Origin of the sequence: Falsiroseomonas ponticola (assembly GCF_016805305.1) — a bacterium.
Taxonomy (GTDB): domain Bacteria; phylum Pseudomonadota; class Alphaproteobacteria; order Acetobacterales; family Acetobacteraceae; genus Falsiroseomonas; species Falsiroseomonas ponticola.
In genome coordinates this window covers 267728-281745 of record NZ_JAERQN010000007.1, presented here as the reverse complement: position 1 = coordinate 281745, position 14018 = coordinate 267728, and the positions used below count along the sequence as shown (strand labels likewise).

Here is a 14018-nt window from a genome sequence, read left to right as displayed (position 1 = left end):
CATGAGCGCCACCCCACCGCCGCGTCATCCCAAGGCACCCCCCATCCCGCCGCATCCCGGCCTCGAGATCCTGGAGGATGAGGTCGTCTGGGCGCAGCGCTTCGCGCTGCAGCGCGTGCGCTTCCGCTACACCCGCTTCGACGGCGCGCCATCCGGCATCCTGACCTGGGAGCTGTGGCGCCGCGGCCAGGGCGTGCTGGTCCTGCCCTACGACCCCGCCACCGACCGCGTCGCGCTGATCGAGCAGTTCCGCCTGCCCGCCCTCTCCGCCGGCATGGCGCCCGTGATGACCGAATGCCCCGCCGGCCTGCTGGAGGCCGGCGAGGATGCGGAGGCCTCCGCCCGCCGCGAACTGGCGGAGGAGACGGGCCTCGCCGCCCGCGCCATGGCGCCGATCGGCCGCTTCATGCTGATGCAGGGCGGCTGCGACGAGGTGGTGCATTTCTTCTGCGGCCAGGTGGACCTCTCGGCCGCCAGCGCCACCACCCATGGCCTGGTGGCGGAAGGGGAGGAAACCCGCGTCATCACCCTGCCCGCCGGGGACGCCTTCCGCCTGGTGGCGGAGAACCGGATCGAGAACGCGCCCGCCGCGCTGTCCCTCATGTGGCTGCAACTGAACCGCGCGCGGCTGCGCGCCGAGTGGATTCCTTCAAGATGACCGACCCGCTCTTCACCGAGGATGCCTACCTCAAGGAGTGCACCGCGACCGTCGTCGCGGTGGAGGAGAAGGGCGTGCTGCTCGACCGCACCTGCCTCTATGCCCGCAGCGGCGGCCAGCCCGGCGACAGCGGCATCATGCGCTGGGCGGGCGGAGAGGCCGTGATCGCGGAAGCCATCAAGGGGGAGGCCGGCGCCATCCTGCATGGCCTGGCCCCCGGCAGCGCCGCGCCGCCGGTGGGCGCCACCGTCACCCTCGCGCTCGACTGGGCGAGCCGCCACCGCCACATGCGCATGCACACCACGCTGCACCTGCTGTGCAGCATCCTCCCGGGCATCTACGCGACCGGCAACCAGATCGGCGCGGAGAAGTCGCGCCTCGACGTCGATCTCGCGGAGCCGCCGGCGAAGGAATGGTTTTCCGAAAAGCTCGCGGAACTGGTCGCGGCGGATCATCCGATCTCGACGACCTGGATCAGCGAGGCTGAGCTGGATGCCAACCCCGCCCTGGTCCGCACCCTCTCCGTCCAGCCGCCGCGCGGCGCGGGGCGCGTGCGCCTGGTGCGCATCGGCCCGCAGGCGGCGCCCATCGACCTGCAGCCCTGCGGCGGCACGCATGTGCGCTCCACCGCGGAGATCGGGCGCGTCGAGGTGACGAAGCTCGAGAGCAAGGGCCGGCAGAACCGGCGCATCCACATCGTCCTGGGGGACTGACGGCCATGGACAACCTGGTCACGACGGAATGGCTGGCCGCCGAGCTCGGCAAGCCGGACCTCGTGGTGCTGGACTGCACCACCTACCTGCCGACCGAGAAGGGCAATGCGCCGGACGGCTTCCGTGCGGCGCACCTGCCCGGCGCCAGGCTGTTCAACATCGACCAGATCGCCGACCCGCACACCGACCTGCCGCACATGGTCCCGACGCCTGCGCATTTCGGAAAAATGATCGGCGCGCTCGGTGTCGGCAACGACACGCGCGTGGTGTTCTACGACCAGCACGGGCTCCGCGCCTCGCCGCGGGGCTGGTGGATGATGCGGCTCTTCGGGCATGAGAAGGCGGCCGTGCTGGATGGCGGCCTGCCGAAATGGCAGCGGGAAGGCCGCCCCATCGAGACCGGCGACGCGGCCCCGGCCACGCCGGTGGCCTTCATCCCCGATTTCGTCGCCCGGCGCCTGGTCGGCATCGGCGATGTGAAGCGCATCGTCCGCCAGGGCGGGGGAGAGGCGCTGATCCTCGATGCCCGCAGCAAGGCGCGCTTCGACGGCACGGCGCCCGAACCCCGCGCCGGCCTGCCCTCCGGCCACATGCCGGGCGCCGCCAGCCTGCCGGCCGCGGACCTGGTGAATCCCGATGGCACGATGAAGGATGCCGCGACGCTGCGCGCCCTGTTCGCGGCCCGCGGCGCCGATGGCGAACGCCCCATCGTCACCTCCTGCGGCTCCGGCGTCACCGCCACCGTGCTGACGCTCGGCGCGCTGCGCGCCGGGCTGCCGGAGCCCGGCGTCTATGACGGTTCCTGGACCGAATGGGCCAGCCGTCCCGAAACCCCGAAAGAGACGAGCGCATCCTGATGCCCGACGATTCCGCCCCGAAGCATGAGGGCGCGCACGCCTTCGCCACGCGCATGTCCCACGCCGCGCGGCCCGGCATCCGCAGCCTGGGCTTCGTGAACCCGCCGGTCCATCGCGGCTCCACCGTCACCGCGCCCTCCTGCCAGGCGCGCCTCGACAATGCGAAGCACCGCTTCGACCGGGTGATGACCTATGGCACCCAAGGGGGGCCCACCCACTACGCGCTGGAAGACGTGGTGGCGGAGATCGAGGGCGGCACCCATTGCACCATCACCGGCACCGGCCTCGCCGCCGTCGCCGTGCCGCTGCTCGCCTTCCTCAAGGCCGGCGACCGCTGCCTGATGCCGGACAGCGCCTATGGCCCCGCGCGGAGCATCGCGGAAGGGCTGATGAAGGGCTGGGGGATCGAGACGGTCTTCTACGACCCCTGCATCGATGCCGCCGGGCTGGAGGCGCTGTGGACGGCGAACACGAAGGTCCTCTACCTGGAGAGCCCCGGCTCCCACACCTTCGAGGTGCAGGACGTCCCCGCCCTGACCGCGGTGGCGAAGAAGCACGGCGCCGTCAGCATGATCGACAACACCTGGGGCATCCACCACTTCCAGCCCTTCGCGCATGGCTGCGACGTGTCGATCCAGGCGCTGACGAAGTATGTCGGCGGCCATTCCGACATCCTGCTGGGCAGCGTCACGGTGAACAGCCGCGACCACCACCTGGTCATCCGCAACGCCGCCTCCGCCATGGGGCATTATGCCAGCCCCGATGATTGCTGGCTGGCGCTGCGCGGCGTGCGCACCATGCCGGTCCGCCTGGCGCATCAGGAGGAAAGCGCGCTGATCGTGGCCGAATGGCTGGCCGGGCGGCCGGAGGTGCTGGAAGTGCGCCATCCCGCCCTGCCCGGCGCCCCGGGCCACGCGATCTGGAAGCGGGACTTCACCGGCGCCTGCAGCCTGTTCGGCATCGTGCTGCAGCCCCGCTACACCGAGGCCGACGCCTTCCGCTTCGTGGATGGCCTGAAGCTGTTCGGCATCGGCGCGAGCTGGGGCGGCTATGAGAGCCTGGCGCTGCCCACCAATGCGAGCCTCAGCCGTTCCGTCAGCGCCCCCCTGCCCGGCCAGGCCGTGCGCCTGCATATCGGGCTGGAGGATGTGGCGGACATCATCGCCGACCTGGAACAGGGCCTGGCGCTGCTGCCGGGCTGAAGCAGGGCTTGGGGGAGGGCCGCGCGCCCTTCCCCGGGCTTCGCCCGCGCGGCCATCGGATTGCGATCCGCGCCCGGCGCCGGTATTCTGATCCGGTCACGAATCGGATGGCAGGATACCGGGGATGCGTCAGCCCGCGTTGAATTCGAGGATGGCCGTCACGTAGCCATCGAAGCCGGTGCGCCCCTTGGCCGTCATCTCGTAAAGCTGCGTCTTGCCGACTCGCCGGCTGGTGGCGACGACCTCGCCTTCCATCAGCCGCTTCAGCACCAGGCGCACGGTCGGCCCGCTATAGCCCGTCAGCGCCGCGATCTGGTCCACGGACAGCGCGGTCGGCGGCACGGCACCGGAACCTTCATAGAACAGCAACGCGACATCGAAGGCGATGCGGCTGTTTTTCACACCCACCCGCTGGTCGACTTCGCGCAACCGACGCAACAGCACGAGCGCTGCGTCGCGTCGTGCAAGCCAATCCGCAGTCTTCTTCATGGGGCCGTTCTGCCAGACCGGAACTGCATTGCAACGTTCGCAAAAACAGAAGATTTACTGACTTTCCAATAGTTTCTCCAGGATAACGGGTTGCAGCGTCAACCTGGGGTGGATTTTCCCGGGACACATTGCGCGCATATCCCTTCGACTTCCACCGTCGTTCGATGAACCTGGAAGCCGAGCCGCGCCGCCGCCGCCGCGACCGCCCCCGCCACCGCGTCGTCGCAGACCTCCGCCGTGCTGCCGCAGCGGCCGCAGATCAGGAACTGGTGGGGGTGGGGATGCGCGTGGGTATGGCCATGGCCCGGCTCCTCCGCGCAGCCGACGAAGGCGTTCAGCCGCTCGATCTTGTGGATCAGCCCCTGCTCGATCAGGAAATCCAGCGCCCGGTACACCGTCGGCGGCGCCGCGCCGCGCCGTTCCCCCCGCAGCCGGTCCAGCAGCGCATAGGCCCCGACCGGCTGCGCCGATTCGAGGATCAGGCGCAGCACCTGCCGGCGCAGCTCCGTCAGCTGCGCCCCCCGCGCCAGGCAGGTCGCCGCCGCGCGGGCCAGGCTCGCCTCGATGTCGCCCCCCGGCGCATGCCCGTGGGAATGCCCCTCGGACTGCCCGTGGTGATGCGCGTGACGCGCGTGTTCGCTCATGCCGATTCCCCGTGCCGCGGCTGGCTGTCCCGCGCCGCCGCCATGATATAGTGTATCATCATGACCGGCACACCCGCCCCCCCCGAGACGCCGCCCCAGGCCCCCACCGGCGCGGTCGCCGACCCCGCCGCGCGCGCCCTGCTGCTGGACGCCATCCGCTTCGACAGCCACGGCCTCGTCACCTGCGTGGCGCAGCAGCATGACACGGGCGAGGTCCTGATGGTCGCCTGGATGAACCGCGCCGCGGTGGCGGAAACCCTGACCACCGGCACCGTCTGCTACTGGTCCCGCTCCCGCGCCGCGCTGTGGCGCAAGGGGGAAAGCTCCGGCCAGGTGCAGCGCCTGGTCGATCTCCGCCTGGATTGCGATGGCGACACCGTCCTCGCCCTGGTGGACCAGACCGGCGTCGCCTGCCACACCGGCCGCCGCACCTGCTTCTACCGCGCGCTGCGCGACGGCGAACTCGCCACCATCGCGGCGCCGGAGGTCGATCCCGAGGTCCTCTACGGCCGATGATCCCGCTCACCGTCCTCACCGGCTTCCTCGGCGCCGGCAAGACCACGCTGCTGAACGCGCTGCTCCGGCAGCCCGCGATGGCCGACACCGCCGTGCTGATCAACGAATTCGGGGAGGTCGGGCTGGACCACCTGCTGGTGGACCGGCTGGATGGCGACACGGTGCTGCTGAATGCCGGCTGCCTCTGCTGCACCATCCGCGGCGACCTCGCCCGCGCGCTGGATGGCCTGTGGGACCGCGTGCTGGCCGGCCAGGCCGTGAAGCGCGTGGTGGTGGAGACGACGGGCCTCGCCGATCCCGCCCCCATCCTGCACACGCTGATGTCGGACCAGCGCATCGGCGCGCGCTTCGTCCTCGATGGCGTCGTCACGCTGGTCGATGCCGCTGCCGGCGCCGCCACGCTGGATGCGCAGCCGGAGGCGCTGCGCCAGGCCGCCGTCGCCGATCGCCTGGTCCTCACCAAGACCGACCTCGCAAGCGCGGAGGCCACCGCCGCGCTCCGCGCGCGCCTCGCCGCGCTCAACCCCGTGGCGCCGGTCCTGGTGGCGGATCACGGCGCGATCGATCCCGCGCTGCTGCTGGCCGCCGGCCCCTACGACCCCGCGGTGAAGGCGCCCGGCGTCGCCGCCTGGATCGGCGCCGCCGCCCCCCATCACCACCACCATCACCACCACCACCACGACCCCAACCGCCACGACGCGCGCATCCAGGCGCTCTGCCTCTCCTTCGACAGCCCCCTGCCCTGGGACGGCCTCGCCACCTTCCTCGAGATGCTGGCCATGACGCGCGGCGCCAGCGTGCTGCGCATGAAGGGAATCCTCGACCTGGCGGGGGAGGATCGGCCCGTCGCCGTGCATGGCGTGCAGCACATCTTCCACCCGCCGAAGCGCCTGGCCGCCTGGCCGGCGGACGAACCGCGCCGCTCCCGCCTCGTCTTCATCCTGCGCGACCTCGATCCCGCCGTGGTGCGCGAAGGGCTGGACGCCTTCCTCAAGGCCGCGGGCCAGCCGCCCGCCATCGTGCCCGCGTGACCATCCCGCACGCGCGTTGACTCGCCCCCCGGCGCGCGCGACCCTGCCCCCGCCAACTGTCGGGCCGAGGGAGCGCCATGCCGCTGACGATGCCGGAGGAAATCCTCCTCCTGATGCTGGATGACGAGACCGGGCGCCTGCAGGAACGCGCCGCCCCCTCGGGCGACTTCGCCATCGCCGGCGCCGTTCTCGCCGAACTCGCGCTGGCCGGCCGCATCGATACCGATCCCACGCGCCTCTACGTCGTGAACCCGGCGCCGACCGGCGATGCGCTGCAGGACCGCGCGCTGGCGCAGATCGCCGCCGCGTCGGACACGCAGGACAGCCGCCACTGGATCGAGACGCTGGCCGCCGACGCCGACGAATACCGCGAGGCGCTCTTCGCCCGCCTCGTCTCCAAGGGCATCCTCAAGCGCGTCGAGGGCCGCTTCCTCTGGGTCTTCCCGGAACGCCGCTACCCCGTGATCTCGGACAAGGAGGAGCGGGAGGTGAAGGCGCGCATCATGGGCGTGCTCTTCAACGACGAGATCCCGGATCCCCGCGACTCCCTGCTGATCGGCCTCTGCCGCGCCGGCGGGCTCTTCGCCCTCCTGCTCTCCTCCACCGAACTCGATCGCGTGCAGCCGCGCATCGACGCGGTGGCGGACCTCGAGGAGCTGAACCGCTCGCTCGCCGATGCGATCCGGGAGATCTATGCCCAGATCGCGCGCTACGCGCCGATGGTGTAAGTCACGCGGGACAGGACAGGACAGCCTCCATGGACATCACTGAAAGCTCCGTTTCCGGCGTGAAGGTTGCCGCCCTCAAGGGCCGGCTCGACACCGCGACGGCCCCCGCGGCGGAAGGGGCCATCCTCGGCATGCTCGAAGGCGGCTCCAAGGTCGTGGCCGACCTCGCGGAGGTCCACTACGTCTCCTCCGCCGGGCTGCGCGTGCTGCTGAAGGCCGCCAAGCAGGCCAAGGCCGGCGGCGGCAGCTTCGCCGTCGCCTCCCCCCAGGCGCCCGTGCGCGAAGTGCTGGAGATCAGCGGCTTCGACAAGATCCTGAGCATCCACCCGACCCGCGACGCCGCCGTCGCCGGCCTGGCCTGATTTTTCTCGAGCCCTCTCCCCCCTGCCGGGGGAGAGGGTCGGCGGACCATACGGTCACCCCCGCCGCAGCTTCACCCCCAGCAGGTACATCGTCAGCGGCACCGTCACGAGATTCGCCGCGACCAGGCCCATGGATCCCTTCAGGAACCCATAGGTCATCCACAGCGTGTTGCCCGCCACCAGCAGCACCAGCAGCCCCAGGCTGAAATCCCGCGCCGAGCGCGTGCGCCAGGTCTTCACGGCCTGCGGGACGAAGGCGGAGGTCGTCATCGCCCCCGCCACCAGGCCGATCGCCTCGATCCAGTCCACGCGCGCAATCCCCTTCCCTGCCCGGCGGCGCCCCCCTATGCATCCCGCCATGCCCCCCGTCCACCTCAGCTTCGAGACGCTGTCCGGCCCCGCGCTGCACCCGCTGCTGCCGGCGCTGGCCGGCCTGCGCATCGCGGTCTTCGCGGAATGGCCCTACCTGTACGAGGGCGACGAGGCCTATGAGCGTGGCTACCTCCGCGCCTATGCCGATGCCCCCGGCGCCGCCATCGTCGTCTGCCGCGATGGCGCCCGCGTGGTCGGCGCCGCCACCTGCGAACCCATGACCCAGGGCCACGCCCCGGTCCGCGAAGCCTTCGCCGCCGCCGGCCTCGACCCCGCCCGCTACTGCTATTTCGGCGAGTCGGTGCTGCTGCGCGAATACCGCGGCCAGGGCGCCGGCGTCCGCTTCTTCGCGGAGCGCGAGGCCCATGCCCGGCGCCTCGGCCTGCCCCAGGCCACCTTCTGCGGCGTCGATCGCGCCGCCGACGATCCGCGCCGCCCGCCCGGCCACGTGCCGCTCGACGCCTTCTGGCGGAAGCGCGGCTACCAGCCCCTGCCCGGCCTCGCCGTCACCTTCTCCTGGAAGGAGATCGGCGACAGCGCGGAGACCCCCCACCGCCTCTCCTTCTGGTCCAAGGCACTGTGAGCCCCCCCGCCCCCCGCCCGCTCCGCCTCGGCCTGCTCGGCTGGCAGGTCGGCCACCCCGCGACGGTGGCCGATTTCGCCGCCCGGCTCGAGGCGCGGCTGGAGGCGGCGCGCGGCCGCGCCGACCTCGTCCTGCTGCCCGAATACGCCAGCGTCGAACTCGGCGCCGGCCTCGCCGGCAACACGGCGCCTGAGGAGGCGACGGAACTCCGCGCCATGGTCGCCCATGCCGATGCCATCCTGGCCGCGATGCGCGAAGCCGCCATGCGCAGCGGCCTCTGGCTCGCCCCCGGCACCCTGCCCATGGCGGCGGGCGGCCGCGTCGTGAACGTCGCCCCCCTCATCGCCCCCGATGGCCGCATGGCCTTCCAGCAGAAGCGGATGATGACGCGCTTCGAATCCGAACGCTGGGGCGTCTCCCCCGGCGCCACGCCTTCGGTCTTCGACACGCCCTGGGGCCGCATCGGGATCTCCGTCTGCTACGACGTCGAATTCCCGAAGCATGTCCGCGCCCAGGTCGAGCAGGGCGCCTGGCTGGTCCTCGCCCCCTCCTGCACGGACAGCCTGCACGGCTTCGCCCGCATCCGCATCGGCGCCCAGGCCCGGGCGCTGGAGAACCAGTGCTTCGTCGCCGTGGCGCCCACCATGGGCCTCGCCCCCTGGTCCGCGGCGCTCGACGAGAACCACGGCCAATGCGCCGTCTATGGCCCGCCCGACCGCGGCTTCCCCGCCGATGGCGTCGTCGCCGCCGGCGCGCTCGACGAACCCGGCTGGACCTTCGCGACGCTCGACCCCGCCCTTGTCGATCACGTCCGGGAACATGGCGCCGTGCGCAACCACCGGGACTTCCCGCGCGGGCCGATGCCGCGGCCCGCGGTGGCCGCATTCGCATGACCGCCCCCCTGATCTACATCGTGGCCGGGGAGGCTTCCGGCGACGTGCTGGGCGCCCGCCTCGTCGCGGCGCTGCGGGCGCGCGACCCCGCCATCCAGGTCGCGGGCATCGGCGGCGACCGCCTGGCCGAACAGGGGCTCCACTCCCTCTTCCCCATGCGCGAACTGGCGCTGATGGGGCTGATCGAGGTGCTGCCCAACATCCGCCGCCTGGCCCGGCGGCTGGAGGAGACGACGCGGGACATCACGGCGCGCCGCCCCGCCGCCATCGTCACCATCGACAGCCCCGGCTTCACCCTGCGGCTGGCGGAACGCGTGCGCCCGCTCGGCATCCCCATCATCCACTACGTCGCGCCGCAGATCTGGGCCTGGCGCCCGGGGCGCATCGCCAAGATCAAGGCGCGGGTGGACCGCATCCTCTGCCTGCTGCCCTTCGAACCCGTGATCTTCGAAGCCGCCGGCATCGCGGCCGATTTCGTCGGCCATCCCGTCCTCGAATCCGGCGTCGATGCCGGGGATGCCGCGCGCTTCCGCGCCCTGCACGCCATCGCGCCGGACGCGCCGGTCCTCATCGTCATGCCCGGCTCCCGCCGGATGGAGGTGAAGCGCCTGCTGCCCATCTTCGGCGCCGCGCTCCGCCTGCTGGCCCCGCGCCATCCGGGCCTGGTGCCCGTCCTGCCCGTCTCCGCCGTGGTGGCGGATGCCGTGCGCCGCGGCACGCAGGACTGGCCCGTGCGCCCCATCCTCGTCACCGACATCGCCGAGAAGCACGATGCCTTCGCCGCCGCCGCGCAGCTTGGTGCCGGCCTCATCAAGTCCGGCACCTCCTCGGTGGAGATGGCGGTGGCGGGCATCCCCCACCTCGTCGCCTATCGCGTCAACCCGATCACGGCCGCGATCGTGCGCCGCCTGGTGCGCGTGCCCTTCGCCAGCCTGGTGAACCTGCTGGCCGAACGCCAGGTGGTGCCGGAATACCTGCAGGAAGCCGCCACGCCGGAAGCCCTCTCGGAAGGGCTGCACGCCCTGCTCTCCGATGGCGCCGCCGCCGCCGCCCAGCGCGCCGGCTTCGCCACCGTCCTCGCCCAGCTCCGCCCCCCGCCGGAGGGGCCGAGCCGCGGCATCCCCAGTGCCGCGGCCGCGGAAGCCGTGCTGCGCCAGGTGACGTTGCCGCGCTGAACCGCCGCCCCCCTGCAACCCGGGATGCCCCGCCGCGGTTCTAGCGGTCGCACATCCCGAGGGGGACCTTCCGCTGCGCAACCGGCATGTCAGCGAACGCGACGAGTTGCTCCGCCAGCAGACGGTGCTCGCCCGCTTCGGCGAGTTCGCGCTGAAGGCGGAGGATCTCGACGCGATCCTGACGGAGGCGTGCCGCCTGGTGGGCGATGCCCTCGGCACCGAACTCGCCAAGGTCATGGAGTATGAGCGCGCGGAGGACAGCATGCTGGTCCGCGCCGGCATCGGCTGGCAGCCCGGCGTGGTCGGCCAGGCCCGCGTGGCGCTGCACCCCGGCGGCGTGGAGCAGTTCGCCATCGGCGGCGCGGCGCCCGTCATCTGCACCGACACGGCGAAGGAGGACCGCTTCGACCTGCCGGGATTCCTGCTGGCGCATGGCGTCCGCGCCTTCGCCAATGTCCTGATCCTGGGCGGCGACGGCCACCCCCCCTTCGGCATCCTGGAGGTGGACAGCCGCACCCCGCGCCGCTTCCTCGATTCCGACATCGCCTTCCTGCGCAGCTATGCGAACCTGGTCGGCGCCGCCGTGGAACGGCTGCGCGCCCTGGCGGCGCTGCGGGCCAGCAACCAGGAGCTGGAGCGGCGGGTGGAGGAGCGCACGCGCGACCTGCGCGTCGCCAACCTCCGCCTGCAGCAGGCGGCGCGGGAACGCGACCAGGTCCAGGCCTCGCTGCGGGAAGCCGCGGGGATGCAGGCGGTGCTGGAACACCTGCCGATCGGCGCCGCGCTGGTCGCCCCGTCCGGGGAGGTCATCATCGGCAACCCCGCCTTCCGCCGCCTGCTCGGCCGGCCGCGCATCCCCTCGGTGGATGAGGATAACGGCCATGTCTGGATCGCCTTCGATGCCGATGGCCGGCGCATCCCGCCGCGCGAATTCCCCGGCGCCCGCGCCTTGCGGGGAGAGGTGACGCTGGGCGTCGATTTCCTGCACGCCGTGGGCCTGCAGCCGCCGCGCTGGTGCCGCGTCAGCGGCGTGCCCGTGCACGGGCCGGATGGGCGCGTCATCGCCGCCCTGGTGGTGATGATCGACGTGGATGACGAACACCGCGCGCATGAACGCCAGGCGCTGCTGACGCGGGAAGTGGACCACCGCGCCAAGAACATGCTGGCGGTGGTGCAGGCGGCGCTGCGCCTGACCCGCGCGGAGACGATCGACAGCTTCGTGCAGGCGATCGAGGGCCGGATCGCCGCCCTGGCCCGCGCCCAGACCCTTCTGGCGGCGGATCGCTGGTCCGGCGCCGACCTGCGCAGCCTCATCCAGGGCGAACTCGGCCCCTTCCTGGTGGCCGGCGCGGCGCGGGATGGCGGCAGCCCGCGCGCCACCCTGTCCGGCGATCGGGTCGTGCTGCCCGCCGGCGCCGCCCAGCCCTTCTCCATGGCCATCCACGAACTCGCCACCAACGCCATCAAGTACGGCGCGCTCTCCGCGCCGGAAGGCAGGCTGGCGGTGGAATGGGTGGTGGAGCATCCGCCGGGCCCGCCGGTGGACCAGGCCGCGGCGGGCGCGCTGCTGCGGCTGCGCTGGGTGGAACGCGGCGGCCCGCCCCCCGCGCCGCGCCGCAAGCCCGGCTTCGGGTCCCGCGTGGTGCACGGCACCATCCAGGACCAGCTCGGCGGCCAGGTGACCATGGCCTGGGATCCGGCGGGCCTCGGCTGCACCATGGCGATCCCGCTGCGCCAGGGTGCCGCCCAGGATGCGGCCAAGGACGCGGCCAAGGATGCGGCCCAGGGTGCGGCCCAGGGTGCCGGCCCGCCAAGGGGTGCGCCCGCCTGATCCTTCGGCCTTCACCGAAGCCGGCAGCCCCGGCGCGTGCCAGGATGGGCGGAGGAGGATGCCCATGCCCAGCGTCAACGCCCTGGCCGAAACCGCCGCCCTGGTCGGCGACCCCGCCCGCGCCGCCATGCTGGCCGCGCTGATGGATGGCCGCGCGCTGACGGCGGGGGAACTGGCCGCCATCGCCGGCATCACGCCGCAGACCGCCAGCGGGCACCTGGCACGCCTCGCCGGGGCGGGGCTGCTGGCGATGGAACGCCAGGGCCGCCACCGCTACCACCGCCTGGCCACCGCCGGCGTCGCGCGGATGCTGGAAGGGCTGATGGCGGTGGCGGAGGCCGCCCGGCCGGCGCCCCGCACCGGCCCGCGCGATGCCGCGATGCGCGCCGCCCGCACCTGCTACGACCATTTGGCCGGGCAGCTCGCGGTCGCGCTGGCCGATGCCATGGTGGCCCGCGGCGTCCTGGAATTCGGCCCCGATGGGGGCGCCGTGACCCCGGCCGGGGAGGGCTTCTTCGAGCAGCTCGGCATCCCGATGGCCCGCGCCGCCCGCGGCCGCGTCTTCTGCCGCCCCTGCCTGGACTGGTCGGAACGCCGGCCGCATGTCGCGGGCCGGCTCGGCGCCGCGCTCTGCACCCGCTGCTTCGAACTCGGCTGGGTCCGGCGGCAGGGCGGGCGGACGCTGGTGGTGACGCCGGAAGGCGCGCGCGGCTTCCACCAGCGCTTCGGAGTGGCCGTGCCGGCGGGGTGAGGCACCGCCGAAATCCCTTTCTCTCCGCCGGTGTTTCGTTTATGTTCCGCCCGCCACGCGGCGGAGCCATGCCCTTCGGCGCCGGGGATGGCGGGATGCCGGCCCCGCCGCCCCGGAGGACCCCCGCGAAAACGGTGCTAAAAGCACTAAAACGGCATAATCGGCCTAAACGGGTTAGTGGCCCTCAAGCCGCAGTATTTCCTGAAATCCGGGCTGACCGCGCGTTCAGCCAATCGCCGCCTCCACCGCCAGCGCCACCTTCAGCGCCGCGATCCCCTCCGCCGCGCCAACCTCCGGCGCCACGCCATCCAGGCAGGCCGCGACGAAGCCGGCCTGCTCGGCCTCCAGGCTGTCATGGTCGGTCCAGCCGCCGCGATCGATGCCGTAGCCCGGCATGGTGGCCACCGGCTCCGCGCCGCCCCGCCGCAGCACCGCCAGCGACCGGGCGAGGAAATCGACGCTCATCTCGCCCTCCGTCCCCAGCACGCGGAGCCGCCGCTCCATGGCCAGCGAGATGCGCGACGCGGTGATGGTGGCGGACCGGCCGCCGGAGAAGCCGAGCCGCGCCACGGCGAAATCCGCGTGGTCCGACATCACCCGCGCGCCCGTCGCCTCCACGGTCGAGGGCGCCTCCCCGGCCAGGGTCAGCACCAGGTCGATGTCGTGGATCATCAGGTCCAGCACGACCGAGACGTCGAGCGAGCGGGGCCGGAAGGGCGCGGCGCGCACCGCCTCCCAATGCAGGGCGCGGCCGCCGGAGGGCGCCTCCCGCACCGCGCGGAAGGCGGCGGAGAAGCGCTCGATATGGCCCACCTGCAGCACCTTGCCCGCCGCCAGGGCCAGCGCCGCCAGGTGCTCGGCCTCCGCCAGCGTGCCGGCAATGGGCTTCTCCAGGAACAGGTGGCGCCCCGCCGCCAGCACCTGGCGGCCGAGCGGCGCGTGGAAGCGCGTCGGCGCCGCCACGATCACCGCCTCCGCCCGGGCGATCGCCTCCTCCGCCGGCAGCGCCGGCACGCCGCATTCCGCGGCGACCGCGGCGGCGCGGGCGGGGTCGGCATCATGCAGGCCGACGAACTCGACCCGCGGCGCGCGCGCCGCCTTCAGCGCGTGGAAGCGCCCGAAATGCCCGCAACCCAGCAGGGCAAGGCGGAGGACCATGCGGAAACACCCTTCATCAAGCCCTGCCGGGATACTCCTTCCCGCGCGGGCTTGC

The 14018-nt window shown here is 72.7% G+C and carries 17 protein-coding genes; 13 read left to right on the top strand and 4 right to left on the bottom strand.

Annotated elements, in window-relative coordinates; translation table 11 throughout:
* Position 1: 1 nt before the first annotated feature.
* The 4 genes from JJI54_RS20805 to metC are packed head-to-tail and all read left to right on the top strand — an operon-like array spanning position 2 to position 3430.
* On the top strand, positions 2 to 658 hold the full coding sequence (locus tag JJI54_RS20805; protein ID WP_203074980.1) for an NUDIX domain-containing protein: 657 nt from the start codon (positions 2 to 4) through the stop codon (positions 656 to 658).
* Positions 655 to 1371 carry an alanyl-tRNA editing protein gene (locus tag JJI54_RS20800; protein WP_203074979.1) on the top strand — a complete coding sequence of 239 codons (717 nt, stop codon included), beginning with the start codon at positions 655 to 657 and terminating at the stop codon, positions 1369 to 1371. The genes JJI54_RS20805 and JJI54_RS20800 overlap by 4 nt, the downstream gene beginning before the upstream one ends.
* A gap of 5 nt (positions 1372 to 1376) precedes the next feature.
* On the top strand, positions 1377 to 2228 hold the full coding sequence (locus tag JJI54_RS20795) for a sulfurtransferase (protein ID WP_203074978.1): 852 nt from the start codon (positions 1377 to 1379) through the stop codon (positions 2226 to 2228).
* Positions 2228 to 3430: a cystathionine beta-lyase gene (gene metC / locus JJI54_RS20790; protein WP_203074977.1), complete on the top strand. Its 1203-nt coding sequence runs from the start codon at positions 2228 to 2230 to the stop codon at positions 3428 to 3430. The genes JJI54_RS20795 and metC overlap by 1 nt, the downstream gene beginning before the upstream one ends.
* A 129-nt stretch (positions 3431 to 3559) precedes the next feature.
* Here metC and JJI54_RS20785 read toward each other — a convergent pair whose 3' ends face one another.
* Positions 3560 to 3919, bottom strand: a complete 360-nt coding sequence (locus JJI54_RS20785) for a helix-turn-helix domain-containing protein (RefSeq protein WP_203074976.1) — start codon at positions 3917 to 3919, stop codon at positions 3560 to 3562.
* 98 nt (positions 3920 to 4017) lie between these two features.
* Complete coding sequence (locus JJI54_RS20780; RefSeq protein WP_203074975.1) at positions 4018 to 4563, bottom strand: transcriptional repressor; 546 nt, start codon at positions 4561 to 4563, stop codon at positions 4018 to 4020.
* A gap of 60 nt (positions 4564 to 4623) precedes the next feature.
* On the opposite strand from JJI54_RS20780, the gene hisI reads away from it, so the two are divergent.
* From hisI to JJI54_RS20760, 4 genes are all read left to right on the top strand, one after another.
* Complete coding sequence (gene hisI / locus JJI54_RS20775; protein ID WP_203074974.1) at positions 4624 to 5079, top strand: phosphoribosyl-AMP cyclohydrolase; 456 nt, start codon at positions 4624 to 4626, stop codon at positions 5077 to 5079.
* On the top strand, positions 5076 to 6110 hold the full coding sequence (locus JJI54_RS20770; protein ID WP_203074973.1) for a CobW family GTP-binding protein: 1035 nt from the start codon (positions 5076 to 5078) through the stop codon (positions 6108 to 6110). Before hisI ends, JJI54_RS20770 begins: the two co-directional genes overlap by 4 nt.
* A 77-nt stretch (positions 6111 to 6187) precedes the next feature.
* The gene (locus tag JJI54_RS20765; RefSeq protein WP_203074972.1) at positions 6188 to 6838 is read left to right on the top strand and encodes a GOLPH3/VPS74 family protein; all 651 of its coding nucleotides are present in this window, start codon (positions 6188 to 6190) and stop codon (positions 6836 to 6838) included.
* Positions 6839 to 6867: 29 nt separating this feature from the next.
* Entirely contained in the window at positions 6868 to 7200 is a 333-nt protein-coding gene (locus JJI54_RS20760; protein WP_203074971.1) for an STAS domain-containing protein, read from the top strand.
* A gap of 54 nt (positions 7201 to 7254) precedes the next feature.
* Here JJI54_RS20760 and JJI54_RS20755 read toward each other — a convergent pair whose 3' ends face one another.
* Positions 7255 to 7509 carry a SemiSWEET family sugar transporter gene (locus tag JJI54_RS20755; RefSeq protein ID WP_318987542.1) on the bottom strand — a complete coding sequence of 85 codons (255 nt, stop codon included), beginning with the start codon at positions 7507 to 7509 and terminating at the stop codon, positions 7255 to 7257.
* A 49-nt stretch (positions 7510 to 7558) separates the two neighbouring features.
* Here JJI54_RS20755 and JJI54_RS20750 point away from each other — a divergent pair, with 49 nt between their 5' ends.
* The 5 genes from JJI54_RS20750 (at position 7559) to JJI54_RS20730 (ending at position 12805) form a co-directional block, all read left to right on the top strand.
* Positions 7559 to 8155, top strand: a complete 597-nt coding sequence (locus tag JJI54_RS20750) for a GNAT family N-acetyltransferase (protein ID WP_203074969.1) — start codon at positions 7559 to 7561, stop codon at positions 8153 to 8155.
* Positions 8152 to 9048: a carbon-nitrogen hydrolase family protein gene (locus JJI54_RS20745; RefSeq protein ID WP_203074968.1), complete on the top strand. Its 897-nt coding sequence runs from the start codon at positions 8152 to 8154 to the stop codon at positions 9046 to 9048. The genes JJI54_RS20750 and JJI54_RS20745 overlap by 4 nt, the downstream gene beginning before the upstream one ends.
* Positions 9045 to 10223: a lipid-A-disaccharide synthase gene (gene lpxB, locus JJI54_RS20740; protein WP_203074967.1), complete on the top strand. Its 1179-nt coding sequence runs from the start codon at positions 9045 to 9047 to the stop codon at positions 10221 to 10223. The genes JJI54_RS20745 and lpxB overlap by 4 nt, the downstream gene beginning before the upstream one ends.
* A gap of 106 nt (positions 10224 to 10329) precedes the next feature.
* Positions 10330 to 12054: an HWE histidine kinase domain-containing protein gene (locus JJI54_RS20735; RefSeq protein ID WP_203074966.1), complete on the top strand. Its 1725-nt coding sequence runs from the start codon at positions 10330 to 10332 to the stop codon at positions 12052 to 12054.
* A gap of 64 nt (positions 12055 to 12118) precedes the next feature.
* On the top strand, positions 12119 to 12805 hold the full coding sequence (locus JJI54_RS20730; protein WP_203074965.1) for an ArsR/SmtB family transcription factor: 687 nt from the start codon (positions 12119 to 12121) through the stop codon (positions 12803 to 12805).
* A gap of 225 nt (positions 12806 to 13030) precedes the next feature.
* Here JJI54_RS20730 and JJI54_RS20725 read toward each other — a convergent pair whose 3' ends face one another.
* On the bottom strand, positions 13031 to 13963 hold the full coding sequence (locus JJI54_RS20725; protein WP_203074964.1) for a Gfo/Idh/MocA family protein: 933 nt from the start codon (positions 13961 to 13963) through the stop codon (positions 13031 to 13033).
* Between the last annotated feature and the right edge of the window lie 55 nt (positions 13964 to 14018).